Raw genomic sequence first — 19,929 nt, 5'->3', positions numbered from 1 at the left:
CGGCAGCGGGATGATGGTCGGCACCTTCGGCGCTTCCCGACGCACCCCGGCCATGTCATTGGCCCACTGCCACAAAAACCAGGCGGCCACGGCCCCCAGCAGCAATCCGGCGCCCCACTTCAGCAGCTGCACGGCTCGCGGTTTGTTCTGCACCGGAGGCAGTTCGATGGGTTGTTGTGCGGTCATGGCTCAGCCCTGGCTCGGTTTGCCGGTGACCAGGCCGACCTGGGACAACTCCAGGCGGCGCAGCAGGTCGAGGACTTCGATGACCTTCTGGTACTGCACCGTGGCATCGCCACGGACGATGATCGGGAAGTCCGGGTTCTGCGCCTTCTCGATGCGCAGGCGCTCTTCCAGCTCGCCCAGGGTCACCGGGTAGGCGTCGAGGAACACCTGGCCGCCGTCGTTCACCGAAATGGCCTTGGTCTTGGCCTCGGACAGCGACACCGAGGCGCTGGCCTTGGGCAGGTGGATCTGGATACCCGAAACCTGGGCGGTGGCGGTGAGGATGAACATCACCAGCACCACCATCAGCACGTCCACCAGGGGCGTGATGTTGATGCTGTCGACGGCGGCATCGTCTTCGTCGTCATGGGAGGCGTTCACGGAAGCCATGGCAGTTCTCCTCAGGCCGGAACCGACGCGTTGCTGTGACTGACCCGCCAGTGGGCGTTCTCGCTGTGCTGGCTCTCGCCATGCAGCTCCGCCAGCCGGGTGATGAACTCATCGACGAACACCCGCATGTCGGCGCCGACTTCCTTGTTGCGGGTGATCAGGCGGTTGTAGCCAAACAGCGCCGGGATCGCGACGAACAGGCCCATGGCGGTGGCCAGCAAGGCCGCGGCCATGCCCGGGGCGATGGCGTTGATGTTGACGTCACCGGCCATGGCGGTGCCGAGGAACACCACCATGATCCCCAGCACCGTGCCCAACAGGCCGATGTAGGGGCCGCCGGCAATGGCGTTGGACAGGGTCGAGAGCTTGGAACTCAGCTGCTGGTTTTCCCGGGTGCGCACCCCGTCCATGGAGCAGCGGATGGCCTCGATGGTGGCCGCCGACACCGAGGAGGTATCGGCGCCCTGCTCGCGGCGGGTGCGGATCTCTTTCACCGCCACCAGGTACAGGCGCCACAGCGAGGAATGCTCCAGGCGGCTGGCCAGGACTTGATCGTCGGCGAACATCTCCAGGCGCGTGCCGACCTTGGCGAACTGCTCGCGGAACAGCGCATTGGCGGCGCTGACCCGGCCGACCATGCGGTTCTTGCGCAGCATGATCACCCAGGACTGGATCATCATCCCCACCAGCACCAGGATGATCACCCAGGCATCCACCGGCACCGCCTTGAGCAGGAAGCCCAGGCTGCCGAAACCAAAACCCGACTGTTCTTCATCGACGCCATAAGCCACCAGCTTCGACTCCGCGCCCTGGGCGCTGGCATCGGCCAGGATCAGCGCCGCCGGACGCGCCACCTTGGACAGGCGCAGCTCGTCCAGGGCCCCGGTGAACGGCAGGAAATGGCTGGCCTCGGCGCCGGCAGCCGGCGGCAGATCGGCACCGATCGCCAGCACCGAATTGAAGTTCGGAATGGCCTGGGCCAGGCTCGCGGTTTCGCGGCCATTGACGTACAGCGCCAGGCGGCTGCCCTCGCCGCTCAGGGCCAGGTGCTGCCACTGCCCCGGGTTCAGCGGCTGGGTGGAGGCGGCGCGCTGGCCGTCCACTTCGACGAAGGGCAGGCCCTGGTTGATGCCGATCAGCAGGCTGCCGGCGCCTTCGCGGCGGGCCAGCAGCAGTTGCTCACCGCTGGCCTGATCCAGGCGCACCCAGGCGCTGAAGGTGAAGGCGCCGCCGGCGTTGTGCTGCAGCGACGGGCTGGCCGGCAGCAACAGCGGCTGGCCGCTGAACTGCAAGGCGCGGCCGATGACCCCGTCAATCGCCGCGCCGGTGGCGTTCTGCGCGGTGTTGCCGTAGGCGGTGGTGTCTTTGGCCGGGGTGCCGTTGCTGCCGTCGAAGTGGTAGATGGCGGTGTAGCTGGGGTCGAAGGTCAGCTGACCATTGGCGGTGCTCGGGGCCTTCTGGTTGCCGTAGTACATCCAGATGTCCTGGCGCTGGCCGCCTTCGACCTTGGGCACATCGACCCAGATCAGCGCCATGCCCATCAGCGGGTCGAAGCTTTCGATCTGGTGGTTGAGCAGGGTCTTGTCATCGGCGGCGACAAAGCGCAGGTCGGCGCCATCTTCCTTGACCCCGTCGAAGGTGAAGTTGCCGGTGTGCAGGCGCACCAGCAGCGCGGTGCGGCCCAGGGCCTCGTTGATGGCCGCGCCCTGGGGCGTGGTGTCCACGCTGATCTGCTTGCGGTAATGCCAGTCGTCCTGCCACCAGGCGTGGGCCGTGGCCGGGAGCACGAAGCCCAGGCAGATCAACAGGCTCAGGAATAAGCGTTGCATGGGAAGGGTCTCCGTAAAGTCAGAACGTCGCTTGCACACTGAAGTGCAGGCGCGGGTCGTATTTCTGGGTGTTGGGGCCGTCTTTGAGCGGGTAGCCCCAGTCGAGGCTGCCGGACAGCCACTTGCTCAAACTGGCGCGGGTGCCGAGGCCAACGCTGGCCAGGCTGTACTGGTCCTCCTGCTCGGGCAGCGGCTCGTGCAGGGACAGGTGCGCGCCTTCGGCAAAGGCGTAGAAGCGCCACTCCTGCACATAACTGCCGAGGAACTTGGCCAGGGACGGCGTGCGCAGCTCCTGGGAAAACAGGTAGCCCTCGTCCCCGGTGCGCTCGGCGGCCAGGTAGCCGCGCACCGAGGTGGCGCCACCGGCGGAATACTGCTCGTTGGACACCAAAGGCCCGGAGGCCAGCTGGAAGGCGGTCTTGGACGCCGACTGCCAGTCGTTGGCGAAGGTGTAGGTGAAATTCAGGTCGCCCTTGAGCACCGAGAAACTGGCGCTGGCCTCGTCGCGCTTGTAGTGGAACTCCTCGGCGTCGCTGCCGTAGCCGAAGAAGCGCCGGGTGCCGACGATCAGGTTCAGGCCCAGGCCAAGCTGGGATTTTTCGCTGTAGCGATAGCCGTTGTAGCCAAAGGTCACTGGGGCGTACTTCAACGGAATCTGGTCGCTGCTGCGGCCAAAGCGCATCTCTTCCTCGAAGTCCTTGAAGTCCACGCCCACCGACAGCGAGTTGGCCCAGTTGCCGGCCGCGGGCAAGCTGTAGATCGCCGACACCCCGTAGGAATGGCCCTTGCCCAGCACGTTGCTGCCACCGATGGTGGCGATGTTGCTGTCGGACTGGTAACCGGAGAACTGCAAGGCCCAGCGCTCGCTCAAAGGCGCGCTGTAGGAACCGGACCAGACCTTGGCGTTGTCGGTGTCCTGGGGCGCGGTGAAATAGGTCAGGGAAATGCTGTGGCCCAGTTGCCAGAGGTTGTCGTAGCCGACATTGACCACCGTGCGCAGCTTCTCGGTGTCGGCGCTGTAGTCGTTGTTCAGGCCGACGCTGGCGTGCCAGGGGTTCTGGTCTTCCACTTGCAGGTCCACGTCCATGGTCCCCGGGCGCTGGCCTTCGCGCACCAACGGCATGACCTGGCGCCCGGCGCCGCGGTTGAGCCCGGCTAGCTGGCTTTGCACCGTGGCAAAATCCGGCACCTGGCCTTCTTGCAGCGCCGGCACCTGATCGCGGATCTCCACCGGCGAGTAATGCTTGGCCCCCACCACCCGCACCCGGCCGACCTTGGTTTCACTGACCTGCAGGTAGACGATGCCGTCCTCGACCTTCTGCTCCGGCAGCTCGACGAACACCGACTGATAGCCGCGCTCCTGATAGACCTTCTGCAGCGCATCCCGGGCGCCTTCGATATCGGCCAGGGCCTTCTGCGGCCCGAGGAACGGGTACACCGCCTCCTCGATGGCCCGGGCATCGAGCACGGTATTGCCGCGCACGAAGTACTCATTGACGTCCACCAACCGCGCCGCAGCCGTGGTTTCGACCGGGACCGCCTCGCCCTCCTCGGCCTGCACCGCCGGCGCCAGTGCCGCCAGCGTCAACCAGCCACACAACGGCCACCAGCGCCCGCCACTGCCGGGTCGCCCTGATTTGCCCAGATGCTCCACACCGCCCCCTAAAAAACTGAAAATTGGCGCGCGCACGCGCATTGCCGTCGCCGTCTGCACAGCGTTTGGCCGCTTCAATTGCTGCTGATCGAGGTGTTTTCGTGGCGCGCCAGCCAGGTGTGCAACAGCGCAAAATTCAGCGAGAACTCGGGCATTTGCAGCAGCGCGCCGCAAAACACTTCACCGATGATTTTCTGGATCAACTGCACCGCCCGCGGGTTGTTCAACAGCGTGGCGATGTCGCGACTCAGGACACTGAAGGCCCAGACCTTCTGGTTCAGATCGAGACCGACGAACCAACGGAACAACAGGTTGTAACTGAGCTGTTCATACAGCTGCTGCTCGCTGGGCACCGAATACAGCAACTGCAGCAACAGAATGTGCATCACCGTACGCGGCGCGATCAGCATGCCGGGCTCGGCATTGAGGCCCTGGAGCAGATCGCGGTGCTGATCCAGCAACTCATCGATCTGCGGACGCAGCAGCACCAGCGAATGCCCCGGCGGGATATAGCTGGCCACCTCCTTCAAGGCGCCCTGCCAATCATCCTGGGACACGATCCAGACCCACGGCGCCCCGTAGCGATAGACCGACACCGGCTTCTTGCGCGCCGCCTCGACAATCTTCGACAGCCGTTGATCCAGCTCCTGCATGCCCACTTTCGAGTAGCGTTCCATAGTCCCCATAGCCTCACTCCCGGCGTCCCGCCTCGGCTTAAAAAAGTGGCCTGGCGGCCCCCTCAAGCGCGTTACATACCCAAGACGTGCGTGGCGATGTGCTACCGAACTTTTGTCATAAAAGCTTCATTCACAAACCAGCGCTGCCCTGCCGACAAGGCGGCAAACAGCCTGCGGGGACGCGGGGATTTCAAGGGTGCTAGAGGTACGGCGGGAGAGTGCCAAGCAAGGTCCTGCGGACCTTGGCGCAGCCTCGCCGAAGGCTCGGCAGCGGCTAGAGGGGGAATGTCGAGGTGTTTTTTGTAGCCGCTGCCGCAGGCTGCGAACGAGCTGGGCGGCACCCCGACGAAGCGGTCGCAGCCGTTCTAAGGGCGCCAGAGCTTCAGAGCGCTAGCCCTGACAGACCTCGGAGCGACACCACAAAGAGCGAAACCTCAGGCGTGGCCAAACACCGCCTGGATGTCCTTCAACAACCTGAAGTGGTCGCTGACCGCGTACAGACCGATCGCCGGCTGCAAATGATCGACACGAGGAGCCGGCACGCCACTGGCAATGACCTGAAACTGATTCGCCCGATCTGGCAGATCCCGCAGCCCGTAAGCCGCATACAGCGAGATACGCTCCACGCCGTCGTTATAACGCTGCCCCTTGGCCTGACACTCACGGATGTCTTCTGGCCCGGGCCGCTGGCGCGAGGCGAAATCATAAATCTCGACAATGGGCGCCTCGTGATTACCGACGATGCTCTGCACGTAAATCGCGTAGAACCACTCGCCGATCTGCACCGAAGCCGCATCACCCGCCCTCCAGAAGGTCTGGTTCTTGCCGGTGGCGGGACGCCGACTCAGCGCTGTCGGCGGCGAAACAACCAGGGCCTTAATCGCCTCGCGATGGCGATAAAAAGTGTCGCTCAAAACCACCTTGTCGTTGAGCCGATCGATCGCCTGCAGCGCAGCCTTGGTCAAACCGTCATCCTGAAACCCATGACGGTGCAGCACCACGGCCAGGGTCAGGCGTACCAGATCCTTGTAATGCTCGCTGACCTCATCCCCCGGCGCGTCCAACACACAATTCCAGCGCAACAGCAGCGGAGCGAGCACCCCTGCCGCGAGTGCCTCAGGCGCACTTCTTTTCGCGCCCAGCATCGCCCACGCCGTGAGCCGCGCAACGTCATGCACCACTGGATCAACAAGATCACGCGGCAGATAACCCAGTAGTTGTTTGTGATTCAAGATCCAGTGCCTGTGCCGTGGGAGGGGGACGCGAATCTTTACGCAGATGCAAAAGCCGGGTCAAACGGAGCGCTACAAGACCTCGAGTGCAGCAACGGATATGTACCCCAACCCCCGAGCAAAATTGGCCGGCTCACAGGTCGCCAAGTTCACCTCTGCGATCCTACAAAACTTGCAGACGCGTCTGACTTGTCCCCCCAAGACCCAACATCCATAGTCCCCACTCGCCCTAATGGCGACCGGGTTTGGCGACCTGGCAACTCACCCACAGGCACTTCCGCTTGCAAGCTTTGCCGAGGACCCTTTTGTTCACGGCGATCTTTCATGGCGGCTGTACGCGGGAGATCCTCGGATCTGCCGATTATTGTGGGATGAGTCGGCTCGCCAACCCGCGTATAGCTGCCACCTATTCGACTGGCGACGACAGGACAGCTCCCTTACCCACAAGCGGAGGTTCCCATGACTCAGCAATACATCCCCATCACCGGCATCGACTGCCTGATTCCCTGCCTGTTTATCGACAAGACCGCACCATTGGACGTGCTGCATGCCAACGGCACCGCACGTTTACTGGCGGTCACTCAACTGCTGGAAAGCCTCTCCCGTGCAGAGCTGAAGAGCGCTGATAACACCGATCTACAACATATCTCCAACGCGGCGGCGATTCTGCTGCGTGACAGCTGCGACCTGTTGGGAGTGATGGGCTGGCGCCTTCAAGCCTGACGCCTGAGCGCTCCGCGCTGCTTGGTAGCGCGGAGCGTTTCAAATGGGGTCTTGGATTTTTTAGGGGGGAAAAGTCTTTTAAAAGTGGCTTCAATCGGCCAAAAGCGGACAGTGATCCCAATAAATAAAACTGTCCGCTTTTCTGTTAAAGGCACAGCTCAAACCTTACTTAAAGCCAGTGAAGTACATGCCATCAATTTCGATGGAAAGAAATCCAAGGCGACTCACACTTGGATCAGAAGAAAAACATGAGCCTCACGATACGGTTAATGGGTAGGCAAATACCGGTTAAATAGCGTGGCGAAATCTATGTCTTCAAGCTCCCGCCCAATGAAATAGCCTTTATCCCGGGCGAGATTGAGCGCTGCTCCTCCTGGGGCGGCAACAGGCAGAATGAAAGCCTTAGGATTGAACCGCCTGAAAATATCGTATTCGACCTCAACACCGTCCATCCCGCCAATAAAAACTGCACCGACCAGATCATCCCTAGAGAGCATCTGTTCGCGCATTAGTTGCAAGCTACCTTGGATATCCTCGAGAACGGGATCGGTATAAATTACGTTGCCAAACTGTTGGTTCTCTTCCGGATAACGACCTTCGAAAAAGCGGCTTTGATAAAGGATCACAGAGCTTGCGTAATCAACCCCGAGATCTTCGCAGATGCTCAAAATCATTGGGGTAATTGCAGGATGGCCACCCCATACAATCTTGTGCCGGCGAACGGTAGCGATAGCTAGTTCACGAACTGCGCACTGGATTAGAAACGGGTCAGCGGTCTCGTAATACGTCCCTCGCCCGATCACGGGGATGCTTGCAGAGAGGAAAACTGCCCCCATTTCTACGCCCTCCAGTCTGCAAATTGCCAGCCAGCCTCACAAGCCTTAATCCAGCGCGTCGCTTGGATGTATTGGCCCAGCCAATCCAAGTGACTCAGCCAATTGGGATGCAGACCTATATGGTCATAGAGTATGGCCACAGATTCGTCAGGAGAGTTCATTGAAGCTTCGTGCATTGTTGTCGAGGTCGGCACGCCCACCGTTGGGTAAACCACAACCATACGGTCGTCGGGAAGACGTACTCGAATCCCGCGGCCGGTGCCCATGCCAATCACTTCGCCACCTATGGCCTCAATGCCTATTCGCAGATTGCTCACTAGGTTAACGGTTCGCACCGCATGGCTCTTGCTGCGAACTGCTTCAAGCTGAAGACAGATCCGGTCAATCGCGTGATCACTAATCCGTCCAGATATGACATCTATTTCACTCGCATCAAATTCAGCGAGGCTTGCAGTTGCCAAGCGCGCGGACCGCTGGGCTCCAGGCCACCCTACTCGAAGAACGCTAATGCCCTTGGCAAGCGCCCTTCCAAACTCGGCTGACGTCCATCGACTGTTGAAATAGTTGGGCGTGTCGAGCATCAAGAGCACGTCAGAGTCGCAAAGCCGATGCCACAGCATGGTCTGAAAATCTTCTGCCGGCGCGATGCTATGGGTATCCAGAAAAACGTCGAAATGCCTGGCAGAGAGCGCGTCGAACATCTGCAGCGCCGCCTGTCTGGCCTCGTCTCGTCGATAACTGACAAAGACCCGACGTTGCTTCGGAAGCAGGCCTGCACATTCCAAAAGCGCAGTGGCGACACGTTTCGCCCCACCATTGGCGTAAGACAAACAATTTAATGGGTGCAGAATTTCCGGGACTTCCGTCGCAACTCGACCTAGGTCAGACACGACCGGGACAACAGGAACGCCACCTCGAAGCAAGCCTGGTAGGCTGGGGTGATCCGCGCCTACTCCGCCGAAAAATACAAGGGCAGCCGATCGTTGCTGATGAGGAGTAAAAGCAGTAGGAACTATCTCCCAGCCGATATCCTGACCCAACCTCAAGCCAAACATGGAAACCGCCTCTGCTACGGCGGTTTCAAGTTCAGAGATTTGCGCGGCCGTGGGTGCCCCCAAGACAGCTAGCTGATAGATGAATGACATGACAGCCTCGCTATCGGAGTTGATTAAGCGCCAATAATCAATCGGACGCCGAGAGACTATCCCCCGAGCGCCCGCGCCTGATCAGAACCTCTTCCACACATCAACATGTTGACCGTCAAAGAATCTGGAGCGCACCTCCGCAAAGTGTTCTTTGCCAGCCTCATTGCCACGTTGCGCCATATCCTGGATAGCCTCGGCGTCATCCATTTTGATTTCGACAGGGGTCTGCTGGTTAACGCGCACGTGACGTGTCGGGCCCAGGAAGCTCTCTGCGAGTACCAGAGCACCATGCTCTTGGGCGGCGAAAAAAAGATCGACACTGTGAGGTGCCCAACCTGCCTTGCCCTTTCCGAGCTGATCGGTGAAGTCGCTTTCGCTACTGAGTGTGCCGATGCTCAGTACATCAATCCTATCTAGAGGGATTTTTAAGTATCGAACCGCTTCCGCCAGAGCCGGGAGGATGGGGTTATTGGCCCAGACGCCTCCATCCAGGAACGTCTCCAGCGCAATAGGCCCGTCGAAGGCAACTTCATCAAAATAGGTAGGTGCAGCGGATGAAGCCAATGCGGCGTCGACGGCTGAAATATCTCGATAAGCGGTGCGATCTGGGCTATGTGGAGTGACGATCGCCTCTGCTTGACCTTGCTTAGCCCGAACAGTGGGAATCACCAGACGGCAGCGAGAATCTGCAGCCAACGTTTTGGCCCCGTACACCTCTGTCAACAGGTCGCGAAGTGTCGCTGAGTCGTGCTTGGATTTGAGCCAGTGCCGCAGTTTCCGATCCTTCGGAAAAATCTGAGGTCCCTTTTTCTCGTAAAACTCAAGGATTTCACGCGGCTTCAGGCCCATAGCGAGCCCAATAGCGAGAATTGCACCAGTGGATGTGCCAGCGACCAGATCGAAGTGCGAAATCAGGTCATTCCCGCCACCGGCCTTGAGCATGTCGTCCCACTTGGCCAAGACCGCTGCAGTGAAGGTTCCTCTGAGCCCTCCTCCGTCAAGCGCCAAGATGCGGAAGTTACGGCCCCGCGAGATGTTCCGGCGGGCGAGTGGTAAGTTCTTCAGTTGCTCAACAATCAGCCCTACGACCTGGTCAACCGATGTGCTGTTTGCAATGGTCGCATTCGCCTCGTGAGGCAGCCCGTTTCGCAGGCGAGATAACAACGAAGGGTCGTCTTTGAGATAACCCGCGATCGCTCCGCCAAAGCCAGCGACGACAAAGGCTGGCTTTCCGAGTTCAAGCATCGTATCCAGCTCATTGGGAACACCTGCCTTTGCTTTATTCACGTCCCACCACGCACCACCCACGCAGATGACGGCGTCGGAACGATCAGCCATCCAATCACGCATCGGTGTCAGGCCGTCTGCGGCTGGACCATCGCTGTTATCTGCAGGCACGATCTCTACAGAAGCGAATGCTCTCTGCTTTTCAATTTCAGAAGTGTACTGGTCGGTTGAGTAGCTCCTCGCCCGCACCAAGGTAAGTGCGCCCTTGCTCCCACCTGCCTGGATGAAGTCCTCTGCAGCTTTGCGCAGTGGTTCAGTGAACGAAGGATGGCTCCCATGGACAATAGATCCCCCTTCACTGAAGACTTTCGCTGCAAATTTTTGTACGAAATCAGCGATGTCTGCTTGTAATTCTTTATTTGACCCGGACAGGTGAATCCTAACGCCGGCCAGGCGCTGTATGACTGCCATGTGTAATACCTGAGTGATCTGAAATGTCGATTTCTGAGGGCCACTACGGCTAGGATCATATTTCTAGCGGCTGGCCAAGCCCGCTGCGGTTTCGATCCAGCCAGCGATGTTTTCCCTGCCGTTTTGAGCGACGAAGTCGTATCTCATGCAGTGCTTGGACAGCTTGACAACCTTGTTATCGCTGGTAGGGGCATCAAACCACAGATCAGAGGCAGGGATGGCGGCAGCGTAGTCCGAGTACTTCACCCATTTACCGTCCTTGAGCTCCGCGAAATAAATCTTTCCACTGGAGAGGTAGACACCCACTTCAGCCAGTGGGTCTTTGCCTTTCACTCCCAGCTCCTTCGCGTCGTTTTTTAGGCCATGGATATCGACGGTGAGCAGCCCATTGCCCTTCAAAACGCTGCGCACAATCTCATAACGTACCCACCGCCTGGCAGCGGTGTACTGACCGGCAAGCACGCACGTCACGGAAGTGCTCTTGAGACCATTACGGAGGAAGGTCTTGAGCGCCTCATCGCCTTCCTTCTGGGAAGCTTCGAATACACTGCCGTCGAAGAACCCATCCGCTGCTTGATCGTTACTGACAACCAAGCAATTCCTGACATTAAAGACTCGCCAAACGTCTTCTTGATAATGGAATGAAAAAAATGTTCTGCGTGCCATCCCTTGCCTCCGTTCGTTGACAACCCGCCGCCATTATTTAGGAACGACTGCAGTTCACTCTGGCATGTGTCGTCTGTGGTCGCCCTGTAAAGTGAGACCGCCAGACATCGAGGGGGTTAGAAGTCAGCAAGATTACACCAAGCAATCACCGGCGACATCACTATGATGGCCAGGCCGGAGTTATGGAGTAGTTCACTGCTTACACATGTTGATTTGGGACAATGCAGGCAGCTTGAACAACGCTTCAAAAGATGGCACTTTGCTTTCAAAATGCCAGGAAGGCTTGCTTATGCCAATTCGCCAGTCAGATCTCCTTAACGCAGGCCAAAGCAGCTCCATGCAAGGGCGATTCAGTAAGCGTTTCGGTCAACCCACAGCTTTTCTGAGCCATAGCCACAAGGACACAACACTCGCTCTAGGCTTGCAGGAACTGCTCAACAGTCAAGGATGGGACGTCTACATCGACTGGCAGGATCAGACGATGCCCGACAAGCCGGATGCTGAAACGGCCTTCAACATCAAAGTCGCAGTTATCCGCGCCGACTGGTTCCTCTTTCTTGCAACGCAGAACTCGATGACGTCGCGCTGGTGCCCCTGGGAAATCGGCTTTGCGGACGGCAAAAAGCCCCATGATCGCATAGCGATTGTCCCCACCTTGGACAATCTTGGCCATTTTTATGGCAACGAGTTCCTAAACCTCTATAACAAAATCGATGTGCCTAATGGCGCCTCTGGGCTTGCCTTCTACGACACTCGGGGCAATGGAAAGTGGGTCAACACTCTTTAATTCCAACCTACCTTTAGTGCCTACAACATGAAAAGGGAACATCTACGATCTGTAATGCTTTTTGGTCAGGAGCTGTGACCATGACGTAATGGACAAGGATTAAAATCTAGAAGAGTACCATCTATGTGCAAGGACTGGAGGTGACCGATGGCGGAGAAAAGAAATGTATTTATCAGCCATGTCCACAAGGATGACCATGGGCTGCAGAAGCTCAAGGATTTGCTAGCCCCTAAAGGGTTGGAAGTAAGAGATTCCTCCATTCATACAGGGAAATTCAACAATGCCACTGATGAGCACTACATAAAGACACAGATCCTTGCACCAGCTATCAACTGGGCTGGTGTTTTTATTTGCTACGTTTCCCCCCAGACCAAGGACAGTGATTGGGTTAACTGGGAAATTGAATATGCGGCCAAACAAGGAAAGCGCATTGTTGGTGTTTGGGAGCATGGCGAGAAAGAATGTGACCTACCAAGCGCCCTAAAAGAGTATGCCGACGCTTTGATTGGATGGAATGGTAATGCAATCGTTGATGCAATCAACGGGAAGGATTCTTGGGAGAAGCCTGATGGCGATGCCTGTGATCAGGTACCACTGAAGAGGCATCCGTGCTGATGGCTCGTATTCATTCTTATGTCGTGCGGTATGACAGTGGTTTCGCGCCTAATCCATTCTACGGTTACTGCTCGCTTGCAACCTGCAAACCCAGAATACGTCAAACAGCTCATGTCGGGGATTGGGTAGTCGGTAGTGGTAGTAATGATCGAAGTATCCGACTTGGCGGGCATCTCGTTTATGCAATGCGTGTAACTGAAGCGATGACATTTGATCAATATTGTTTAGATCCTAGGTTTGAATCCAAGAAACCGTACCGTAGCGGTAGTCGGAAACAAAGCTGTGGAGACAATATATATTTCAGAGCTGCAGTTGGGGCCGATTGGGAGCAGCGCGACTCTTTTCACTCTCATCCAGATGGTTCATCCAACCCGGATCACGTGGCACGTGATACAGGTGTTAACAGGGTTCTGATTAGCGACGATTTTGTGTATTTCGGAGGCGAAGGCCCTGAATTTCCCGATGAATTTAAAGACCAGCAAGGCCGCCACCTATGCAAAACAGGAATTGGGGTAACCACCTTTTCTGATGTGCAACTGATTGCGAACTTTGAAAAGTGGATTCGTAGTTTTGGTGTGCGCGGTTATCAGAGCGCGCCATTCGAATGGCTGACTCTCCGCAGGTGACCGATGAAAAAAGAAGGCTCACTCTTACTGTCAGATTACGCTGCGGAAATCGCAGCTACAGACGTACTTGATTCGCACGACTTCAATCCAGTTCTACAAGGACTATACGGAGAAGTTGGTGGAATAATGGCTACAGCAAAAAAAAATGTTCGAGAGAGAACGGCATACCCTGGTTTTAGGAAGGCGGCAGAAGAAGAATTTGGCGACACTCTTTGGTATTTAGCGGCAATCTGCAGACGCTTGCAGATCCCTCTTGAAGACATCTTCGCGGAAGCTGCGAATCACGGAAACTTCAGGAATGTAGGAGCTGCAAGTGATGTAACCGAAGGTGCGTTAGCTTATATCGCTGTACCCGTAGACTCGACTACTACCTTGGACGCCACATTGGTCCTCCTTGGGCAATCAGCGGCGGCTTTGCTGGGAAACACTCCTACTCGTACTAATTTGGTTTCTTTCGCACGAGCATACTTGGATGCAATGCACGCGGCCAAGCTTGCGTTTTCGGAGGTAGCTCGCGGCAATCTTCGGAAGGCTCGTGGCGCGTTTTTGGAGCCTCAAGTAGATGATTTAGCTGGCCTTGATTTCGACTGTGAGTTTGGGATCGAAGAGCAGCTTCCTAGGGACTTTAGGATACGGGTAAATCAACGAGGAAGCGGCAAGAGTTATCTCCAATGGAAGGGGGTGTTCATTGGAGACCCGCTGACTGACAACATTGCCGATAATGATGGCTATCGGTTCCATGATGTCTTTCACTTTGCTTACGCAGCAATCCTGCACTGGTCGCCTGTGATGCGGGCATTGATCAGACACAAGCGGAAGAGTCATCCGAGGTATGATGAAGAACAGGACAGTGGTCGGGCCATCGTCGTGGAAGAAGGGGTTTCGGCGTGGATATTCTCCAGAGCCAAGGAGCTGAATTTCTTCGAGGAACAAGAAAAAATTTCACTTGGGCTTCTGAAGACTATTGGCGAGTTCGTGGCTGGTTACGAAGTTGAGAAATGCCCGCTGAAGCTCTGGGAGAGAGCGATTCTGGATGGCTATGCTGTCTTTCGCCAGCTTAAGGCGAACCAAGGTGGTTGGATCATTGGAAACCGAGAACAACGCACCATCACATACATGCCGCTTGAGTCTGAAAAATGAAGATCCACCCATTTGTTGATGCAGTTGCTTCGCTGCAGTTTGAAGACTGCTTCAATCCGTATTCGGATCGTTGTGAAATTCATGACCGACGCGATGCACCGCGTCGCCGTGCTGCCGCGCTATCCGCCATGTTGCGTCGTGCAACTGAGGAACCCGTAGATGCGATATGGATCGGACGAGACCTCGGATACCGCGGAGGACGCCGTACAGGCTTAGCCCTGACTGACGATGTTCACATAAGCCAGCACACTAGACGTTGGAATCTTGACCTAGCCTCCGAGCGACCGACGATAGGCAATGCTGTGGCCGAACGAACCGCTGCAGTCATATGGGGGATGCTGGAAAATATTGATGCTCGCATCTTCTTGTGGAACGTCTTTCCTCTTCATCCGCATGAATCAGGAGACCCGTTCACAAACCGGCAGCACAACGCCAGTGAGAGACGAGCAGGTGAAGCGCTTCTCCAGCAGCTCATTGACTTACTACGGCCCTCTCGCATCGTGGCCATTGGCAACGATGCTGCCGCTGCGGCACATCGCATTACAGATTCTGTACCTGTGATTTGCGTGAGACATCCTAGCTACGGGGGGCAGACCCAGTTCCAGAAGCAAATATCGGAGCTCTATGGGCGTCGTATGAGCACTAGATCGTTGTTTTGACAGTCTTAGCTTCTTAGCGAACGGTGGTTGCCGTTTCAATCCCGCATGACAGGTTGTCTCTGATGTGGTTGTAGGCCTGCGCTAATGTTGACGCCCGGTAGGTAGGGCGCGGAGCTTTTCGCCTAGAATCGTGCTTCTCTGCTATAGATACTCAAAAAAACAGCTCCCGAATCTGATGGAATAGACCGATTACGCTACTCGACCTCTTCCATTCAGCAGATTGACCTTCGGAATGAACAGAGTCGATTACGTGGCAGTAGCCAAACGTGAGTGACCGCTCCTGGCCGGTTCCTGCCCTCCGTGAAGGGCAGCTTTGGGAGACTCTGTACGAAAACCCGGAACTCCAATCATGGCCCCTCGTTGGCTCAGTTTTTGTAGAGCCCCTACTCCTCTACAAGAAGGAGTTCTGCAATTGCAAAGCCTTACGAGTTCTCGGATGAGACCTGGTACAGGGTTGCCGATCTCTTCAAACCCCAAAGTGAGCCATGCACACGCCCGTAGCGCAGGTCGACGACCACTATCCTGATGTGCAGGTTCGTGGAATCTGCCCTCGCCAGTGGCCCATTCCTACCCTGCCGGCGTCATCTGGACCGCTACACAACGCCCTTTAGTTCGCACCTTCTCCACCAGTCGCGCTCTGTTGACGAACACATTGATTTCGCAACTGCCTGAGTGCTGCACGTCTTCCCAGTATTCTGCGTGCACAAGTTGTCCGTTCTGCGGCCCCGTGTAAGTACCCGCGGCTTCACGTGAAACATAGCTACTGTCACGTACATATCTGAGCACGACCATATCTTCCTTCGGCGCCACCATGATCTGCCTTGGCACGCCGAAGAAGTCGATCAGTTCGCCCACCGGGCGATCTTTCCAGGCACTGCTGGCCGACAATGATGCGCAGCCACTGAGCAAGGTGGCGAGCAGGGCCAACATAAACAATCGGTTCATAAGGTCTTCTCCCTGAAGGCCAGGTTACTTGGCAGACATCTGCGCGAACCCTTCATCTATCTTCTGCATGATGGCCGCCTTGGCCGCCTCGCGGTTCAATATCTCGAAGAACTGCGGCCCTGCCTTGCTCATTTGCGACGCGGGCATCACACCCAAGTGCTCCATCTTCTTGGCCTGGCGTTCAGTCGGCTTACAGACAAAGTCACGGCTTTGTGCCAGCCAGGCGTCAGGTTTGCTCTGCCATTGGCTGGAGCACTTCGCATTGCGAAATTCATTGAACACGCTGTGGAAATCCGCCGCATCCATGATGCGCACGCGGTTCTTCGCACAATCGATTTCGACATCGTAAGAGGTGAAGTTGGGTTTACCGGGCTCTTCGTAAAGTTGATAGACACCCAATGATTTCGCGCCACCTGGACGATTGATGATGTGAGTGGGGTCGCCGTCTGCGATGAACACCTGATTCTTGCCCAAGGCCCCCTGGTGGTGAACGACCCAGTAGTCGCCCTTCAGCACTTCGCTCGCTTGGGCAGCGAGGGCACTACACAGTAATGCGGCAGGCAAGAAATGCCTTGTAAAAGCGATCATAGGGGCGGTCCTTTGCCGTTATTTTTGAAGGCAATAGCTTCGCACCCTGAACCTGTAGCAAAGGGCTATCTAGCACATCCGTCCTATGTGTTTGACGAGAACAGCGGTCGCAAGCCCCCCATGGAGCAAGCCCGCGGAACCCTCGCTGCGCCGCCAGGTGGGCCATGGCGTTGGCCCTGGTGGCTGAGGAACGCCCGCAAGTGGCCGATAGCTGTCCTCAACCAAAGTTCGCTTTGGGTTGAGGATTCAACCGGTCGACCCTGCGGATCATCATCTGGTGATTGAATTCACCTCGGGCCTGATCCTGCGTTTGCGGGCGCAAGAGGCGCAGTGCGCCTTATTTTTCTAGCTGATGGGCTGCTTTTGTGGAGCGATAGCAGCCAACCAAATGGATCTTTTTCAGGTGCTTTTGGCCGTGATATGAAGCGGCTCATGTATTAAAAATAAACCTGCGTGCATTTTCGGCTCAGGTTTTTGCCAATGACCGGTGGCGATTCAAAGCGTGAATGGGAGCGCTTTCTCAACTGCTACTGCTGCAGCCAAAGCAACATGCTCGTGCCAAGGTCGCGCGACGATCTGCACCCCCACCGGCAAACCCGTATCGCTAGTACCGGCACGAATTACCACGCTGGGCCAACCTGCCAAACTGTAGGGCAACGTGTGACTGAACAGGGTAGGCCGTGCCTCTCCCACGCACGGCGCCGGTGCGGCGTCGACAGGACAGAGAATGATGTCGTAGCCCTCCATGAACCCCAGCATTGCACTGCGAAATTGATCCCAGTCTGCCAACAACTGTACTAACTCCGCCCCGGAGCCTTTGCTCATGGCCCAATAGCGTTCGGTAATGGCTCTGGAATTGGCCAATGCCTCCGGGAACGCCGAAGAGAGCACGGCACCTGCCTCCTTCAATATCTCGGCCACCGACTGCAGAGTCGTCTGCGTGATGTCGTCAACAGGTGCAATGCCGCCCTCGCCGTACCAAGCCACTCGCAATCCGCGTAGTTCGACAGTACTCATGGCGCAGAGCGGCATCGGTATCACGCCGGCGTCCCGACCGTCCTCACCGGCGATCAATTGCAGCACCAAAGCCAGATCCTCGACATGTCGGGCCATTGGGCCAATCTGGCTGCGGTAGTCGCTGAGCCCGCCAAGATGGTCGAATACACCGGTGTTGGGTACACGGCCACTGGTGGGTTTCAACGTACTGATACCGCAAAAATGCGCAGGCACACGCAAGCTACCGCCGGAATCACTGCCTAATCCCAATGGTGAAAGGCCGGCGGCGATCGCAGCAGCTTCGCCACCGCTGCTGCCTCCTGGGCTGTGGGATAGAGAATGCGGATTACGCGTAGCACCATATACGGGGTTATCAGTGACGCCCCCGCCGCCCCCGGGTGGGCAATTGCTTTTGCCAAGCAAGATCGCGCCGGCAGCTTTCATGCGCCTAACCACTACAGCGTCCTGCTCGGGTACGTATCGAGCCCGATCGACCAAGCCGACTGCTGACACCACACCGCGAGTATCCATAACATCTTTAACGGTGAAGGGGACGCCATGCAGCGCTCCCCAATACTCACCTTGGGCAACTGCACGATCGGCCTCCCAGGCGCGTGCCAACGCAGCCTCGCCACATACCTGCACCAAGGCGTTGAGTGATGGGTTAAGCGCTTCGATACGTGCCAGGTAGGTGGACACAATGGATGTGGAGGAGAGCTCGCGCCGTTGAATCAATCTGGCAAGTTCAGAAGCTGAATGACGTAGTAATGAATACGGTAAAGGCAATTGTGTTTGCTCCAATACATTTACATGCCTATAGCATCATGGCAGCGCGTAATTTCAGGCGAGGGGGGGCAAAGTCCGCCAATGACCGCTCCTGGCCGAAAGCGATTAGCCCCCAAACGACAAAGCACCGACACAGCTGAATCCAGACGGGTAACTGCCAGGGCCACAGACACTTAGGTAAGGCTCCGACCAGGGATAGAGTATTGGCTCTCTCCGTCTATCTAGAAGCCTCTCAACTGGCATTGGTCGAGCAACGCCCGTTTACGCAGCCAAACACCCTTTCAGCGATGATCGCTGGCCTGGCCTCCGCTTTCGATAGCGCCCTATCGCCCTACCCCAACTGCAAAAAGAACCGACCAATCCCCGCGCCTGTCCTCTCTGAAAAATCCTCATCCAGAAACAGATACCCCATGCCATCCGAAAGCACGCCTTTGTGCTCAGGCAGCGCTCTATCCAGATCGCCCCCATAAATGGAAACTCTTCTACGCCCTGCTCCCGCTGAAACAGGCGACTGCAGCCAAGCGTCCACGCCATCCAGCTTCGAGGCCAGGTTTTCATCATCGTCCACGTCGGCGTTCATCCCCAGCCGCACTGTCCCGCGATCTGAAATCGGCTGAACCGCCTCATTCCGCTCGGAACCGGCTCGAACATAGCCCATGACAATTGCTTGCGAACGACCGTCAATGGCGCGCAGCTTTCGATAGTGAGCCACGTCACCCAGCTGATAAGGCATAAAAACCGAAACCCAATACTCCCCATCAATCAAGGCCTCTGAAAACCAACGTCCAGGAAAGGCCATGAGGTGTGTCAGCGGCACGCCATCAGGCGAACAGGGCCATGCCAGATCAGTCGGCAGACAGGCCCCGCCACCGACATAGGCATCATCTTTTGCAGGCATTTCACAGGTAAAGATCAGTTCATCAAACATCCGTATCGTTCCGATCAGTCATGGGCGCAGCATCCGTTAACTGCCGCTCGCCACTATACATCGGACACAGTACAGTCCCTTCCCGGCTTCTCTGACGATTGCAAATCATGGATGACACTCACTTCACTCCCGAACAACTGGCCAATAGAACCGGCACAGCCGACGTGGACCATCAGGCGCCAATCCCCATGAAATTCACCTCGGCCGACCAACTCATCGACCCAAAAACCATCGGCTATCGCAGCCTGGGCTTCGGCGAGGCACTGACGATCCCAGCAACGCCCTATGAACTGCGCATCCACCACCGCGATCTGCCGCAATGCTTTCTTGACTGCGCCGACACCTTTGCCGCCGAATGCAAAACCGACGATATCGACCAGGGTTTTGTCGACATTCCGCAGCTGGCACAGCTGGGCTACCCAAGCTTCAGGGCGCTCTTGCAAGACCATCCCGATCTGGCGGCGCGCATGGTCCAGGACTACCTGTATTTCGAGTTGTTGTTGTCGCTGTTCCCGCATTCAAGCGGCCTTAATATCGTGATCAACAGCATCACCCGCGTCAGCTCAAAAGAAGGCGTCCTGCTGCTGACTGGCGAGACCTACGCTGCCAAACAGTCATGAAGAAGCCCTGGCCTCAAGATCGATACCGGGAATCAGGCCGATGATGTCAAACAACGAATCACTGTCGAGCGCGGTCCGAGCCCTCTGCCTCGCGGCTTGATGCGCCTTCAAGGCGATGCAAGATCCACCGCCTCAAACAGTGCAACCTCAAGTACCGAGAACAT

General features: G+C 57.1%; 20 protein-coding genes and 1 pseudogene. 7 read left to right on the top strand and 14 right to left on the bottom strand.

Annotation, left to right across the window (positions count from 1 at the left end; all coding sequences use genetic code 11):
• The 6 genes and pseudogenes from J5M73_RS25700 to J5M73_RS25675 form a co-directional block, all read right to left on the bottom strand.
• Positions 1–186: pseudogene (locus J5M73_RS25700) on the bottom strand (energy transducer TonB); the annotation flags it as partial.
• A gap of 3 nt (positions 187–189) precedes the next feature.
• The gene (locus tag J5M73_RS25695) at positions 190–615 is read right to left on the bottom strand and encodes a biopolymer transporter ExbD (protein WP_011061113.1); all 426 of its coding nucleotides are present in this window, start codon (positions 613–615) and stop codon (positions 190–192) included.
• Between the two features lie 11 nt (positions 616–626).
• Positions 627–2,444, bottom strand: a complete 1,818-nt coding sequence (locus J5M73_RS25690; RefSeq protein WP_207816406.1) for a MotA/TolQ/ExbB proton channel family protein — start codon at positions 2,442–2,444, stop codon at positions 627–629.
• 19 nt (positions 2,445–2,463) lie between these two features.
• Positions 2,464–4,140, bottom strand: coding sequence for a ShlB/FhaC/HecB family hemolysin secretion/activation protein (locus J5M73_RS25685; RefSeq protein ID WP_243433935.1), 1,677 nt, complete (start codon positions 4,138–4,140; stop codon positions 2,464–2,466).
• A 32-nt stretch (positions 4,141–4,172) separates the two neighbouring features.
• Positions 4,173–4,775: a transposase gene (locus tag J5M73_RS25680; protein ID WP_060839484.1), complete on the bottom strand. Its 603-nt coding sequence runs from the start codon at positions 4,773–4,775 to the stop codon at positions 4,173–4,175.
• A 434-nt stretch (positions 4,776–5,209) separates the two neighbouring features.
• Positions 5,210–6,007 (bottom strand): hypothetical protein, encoded by a 798-nt coding sequence (locus J5M73_RS25675; RefSeq protein ID WP_146036413.1) that lies wholly within the window; start codon positions 6,005–6,007, stop codon positions 5,210–5,212.
• Between the two features lie 459 nt (positions 6,008–6,466).
• Here J5M73_RS25675 and J5M73_RS25670 point away from each other — a divergent pair, with 459 nt between their 5' ends.
• Positions 6,467–6,730: a short-chain dehydrogenase gene (locus tag J5M73_RS25670; RefSeq protein WP_207816404.1), complete on the top strand. Its 264-nt coding sequence runs from the start codon at positions 6,467–6,469 to the stop codon at positions 6,728–6,730.
• 266 nt (positions 6,731–6,996) lie between these two features.
• Here the strand turns inward: J5M73_RS25670 and J5M73_RS25665 are convergent, their stop codons facing one another.
• From J5M73_RS25665 to J5M73_RS25650, 4 genes are all read right to left on the bottom strand, one after another.
• Complete coding sequence (locus tag J5M73_RS25665) at positions 6,997–7,566, bottom strand: hypothetical protein (RefSeq protein WP_207816402.1); 570 nt, start codon at positions 7,564–7,566, stop codon at positions 6,997–6,999.
• 2 nt (positions 7,567–7,568) lie between these two features.
• Positions 7,569–8,711: a toll/interleukin-1 receptor domain-containing protein gene (locus J5M73_RS25660; protein ID WP_207816401.1), complete on the bottom strand. Its 1,143-nt coding sequence runs from the start codon at positions 8,709–8,711 to the stop codon at positions 7,569–7,571.
• Positions 8,712–8,792: 81 nt separating this feature from the next.
• A complete protein-coding gene (locus J5M73_RS25655; RefSeq protein WP_207816400.1) occupies positions 8,793–10,409 on the bottom strand; it encodes a CBASS cGAMP-activated phospholipase in 1,617 nt (538 codons plus the stop codon).
• 63 nt (positions 10,410–10,472) lie between these two features.
• On the bottom strand, positions 10,473–11,075 hold the full coding sequence (locus tag J5M73_RS25650) for a TIR domain-containing protein (protein WP_065363883.1): 603 nt from the start codon (positions 11,073–11,075) through the stop codon (positions 10,473–10,475).
• Positions 11,076–11,280: 205 nt separating this feature from the next.
• On the opposite strand from J5M73_RS25650, the gene J5M73_RS25645 reads away from it, so the two are divergent.
• The 5 genes from J5M73_RS25645 to J5M73_RS25625 all read left to right on the top strand — a co-directional run bounded on the left by J5M73_RS25645 (position 11,281) and on the right by J5M73_RS25625 (position 14,902).
• Positions 11,281–11,862 carry a toll/interleukin-1 receptor domain-containing protein gene (locus J5M73_RS25645; protein ID WP_243433934.1) on the top strand — a complete coding sequence of 194 codons (582 nt, stop codon included), beginning with the start codon at positions 11,281–11,283 and terminating at the stop codon, positions 11,860–11,862.
• A gap of 147 nt (positions 11,863–12,009) precedes the next feature.
• On the top strand, positions 12,010–12,477 hold the full coding sequence (locus J5M73_RS25640; RefSeq protein ID WP_207816394.1) for a TIR domain-containing protein: 468 nt from the start codon (positions 12,010–12,012) through the stop codon (positions 12,475–12,477).
• Positions 12,477–13,103, top strand: a complete 627-nt coding sequence (locus J5M73_RS25635) for a hypothetical protein (protein ID WP_207816410.1) — start codon at positions 12,477–12,479, stop codon at positions 13,101–13,103. Before J5M73_RS25640 ends, J5M73_RS25635 begins: the two co-directional genes overlap by 1 nt.
• A gap of 3 nt (positions 13,104–13,106) precedes the next feature.
• Positions 13,107–14,243, top strand: coding sequence for a nucleoside triphosphate pyrophosphohydrolase family protein (locus J5M73_RS25630; protein WP_207816392.1), 1,137 nt, complete (start codon positions 13,107–13,109; stop codon positions 14,241–14,243).
• Positions 14,240–14,902 carry a uracil-DNA glycosylase gene (locus tag J5M73_RS25625; RefSeq protein WP_207816390.1) on the top strand — a complete coding sequence of 221 codons (663 nt, stop codon included), beginning with the start codon at positions 14,240–14,242 and terminating at the stop codon, positions 14,900–14,902. Before J5M73_RS25630 ends, J5M73_RS25625 begins: the two co-directional genes overlap by 4 nt.
• A gap of 567 nt (positions 14,903–15,469) precedes the next feature.
• Here the strand turns inward: J5M73_RS25625 and J5M73_RS25620 are convergent.
• From J5M73_RS25620 to J5M73_RS25605, 4 genes are all read right to left on the bottom strand, one after another.
• On the bottom strand, positions 15,470–15,847 hold the full coding sequence (locus tag J5M73_RS25620; protein ID WP_060839488.1) for a hypothetical protein: 378 nt from the start codon (positions 15,845–15,847) through the stop codon (positions 15,470–15,472).
• Between the two features lie 24 nt (positions 15,848–15,871).
• Complete coding sequence (locus J5M73_RS25615) at positions 15,872–16,435, bottom strand: hypothetical protein (protein ID WP_207816389.1); 564 nt, start codon at positions 16,433–16,435, stop codon at positions 15,872–15,874.
• A gap of 495 nt (positions 16,436–16,930) precedes the next feature.
• Positions 16,931–18,232, bottom strand: coding sequence for an amidase (locus J5M73_RS25610; protein WP_205413472.1), 1,302 nt, complete (start codon positions 18,230–18,232; stop codon positions 16,931–16,933).
• Between the two features lie 316 nt (positions 18,233–18,548).
• Positions 18,549–19,145: a hypothetical protein gene (locus tag J5M73_RS25605; protein ID WP_207816388.1), complete on the bottom strand. Its 597-nt coding sequence runs from the start codon at positions 19,143–19,145 to the stop codon at positions 18,549–18,551.
• Positions 19,146–19,252: 107 nt separating this feature from the next.
• On the opposite strand from J5M73_RS25605, the gene J5M73_RS25600 reads away from it, so the two are divergent.
• Positions 19,253–19,765, top strand: coding sequence for a hypothetical protein (locus tag J5M73_RS25600; RefSeq protein WP_243433933.1), 513 nt, complete (start codon positions 19,253–19,255; stop codon positions 19,763–19,765).
• Positions 19,766–19,929 lie beyond the last annotated feature (164 nt).

Source organism: Pseudomonas sp. 50_B (assembly GCF_017491625.1).
GTDB classification, from domain to species: Bacteria; Pseudomonadota; Gammaproteobacteria; order Pseudomonadales; family Pseudomonadaceae; genus Aquipseudomonas; species Aquipseudomonas danubii.
The sequence above is the reverse complement of the archived record's forward strand: the minus strand, read 5'-3'. Positions and strand labels throughout refer to the sequence as shown.

Bases quoted from the DNA above. Each gene is read 5' to 3' on its own strand.
- J5M73_RS25655 (WP_207816400.1), bottom strand. From the start codon at position 10,409: ATGGCAGTCATACAGCGCCTGGCCGGCGTTAGGATTCACCTGTCCGGG.
- J5M73_RS25690 (WP_207816406.1), bottom strand. From the start codon at position 2,444: ATGCAACGCTTATTCCTGAGCCTGTTGATCTGCCTGGGCTTCGTGCTC.
- J5M73_RS25635 (WP_207816410.1), top strand. From the start codon at position 12,477: ATGGCTCGTATTCATTCTTATGTCGTGCGGTATGACAGTGGTTTCGCG.
- J5M73_RS25650 (WP_065363883.1), bottom strand. From the start codon at position 11,075: ATGGCACGCAGAACATTTTTTTCATTCCATTATCAAGAAGACGTTTGG.
- J5M73_RS25680 (WP_060839484.1), bottom strand. From the start codon at position 4,775: ATGGAACGCTACTCGAAAGTGGGCATGCAGGAGCTGGATCAACGGCTG.
- J5M73_RS25625 (WP_207816390.1), top strand. From the start codon at position 14,240: ATGAAGATCCACCCATTTGTTGATGCAGTTGCTTCGCTGCAGTTTGAA.
- J5M73_RS25695 (WP_011061113.1), bottom strand. From the start codon at position 615: ATGGCTTCCGTGAACGCCTCCCATGACGACGAAGACGATGCCGCCGTC.
- J5M73_RS25640 (WP_207816394.1), top strand. From the start codon at position 12,010: ATGGCGGAGAAAAGAAATGTATTTATCAGCCATGTCCACAAGGATGAC.
- J5M73_RS25600 (WP_243433933.1), top strand. From the start codon at position 19,253: ATGGATGACACTCACTTCACTCCCGAACAACTGGCCAATAGAACCGGC.
- J5M73_RS25630 (WP_207816392.1), top strand. From the start codon at position 13,107: ATGAAAAAAGAAGGCTCACTCTTACTGTCAGATTACGCTGCGGAAATC.
- J5M73_RS25645 (WP_243433934.1), top strand. From the start codon at position 11,281: ATGTTGATTTGGGACAATGCAGGCAGCTTGAACAACGCTTCAAAAGAT.
- J5M73_RS25615 (WP_207816389.1), bottom strand. From the start codon at position 16,435: ATGATCGCTTTTACAAGGCATTTCTTGCCTGCCGCATTACTGTGTAGT.
- J5M73_RS25685 (WP_243433935.1), bottom strand. From the start codon at position 4,140: ATGCGCGTGCGCGCGCCAATTTTCAGTTTTTTAGGGGGCGGTGTGGAG.
- J5M73_RS25605 (WP_207816388.1), bottom strand. From the start codon at position 19,145: ATGTTTGATGAACTGATCTTTACCTGTGAAATGCCTGCAAAAGATGAT.
- J5M73_RS25620 (WP_060839488.1), bottom strand. From the start codon at position 15,847: ATGAACCGATTGTTTATGTTGGCCCTGCTCGCCACCTTGCTCAGTGGC.
- J5M73_RS25670 (WP_207816404.1), top strand. From the start codon at position 6,467: ATGACTCAGCAATACATCCCCATCACCGGCATCGACTGCCTGATTCCC.
- J5M73_RS25665 (WP_207816402.1), bottom strand. From the start codon at position 7,566: ATGGGGGCAGTTTTCCTCTCTGCAAGCATCCCCGTGATCGGGCGAGGG.
- J5M73_RS25660 (WP_207816401.1), bottom strand. From the start codon at position 8,711: ATGTCATTCATCTATCAGCTAGCTGTCTTGGGGGCACCCACGGCCGCG.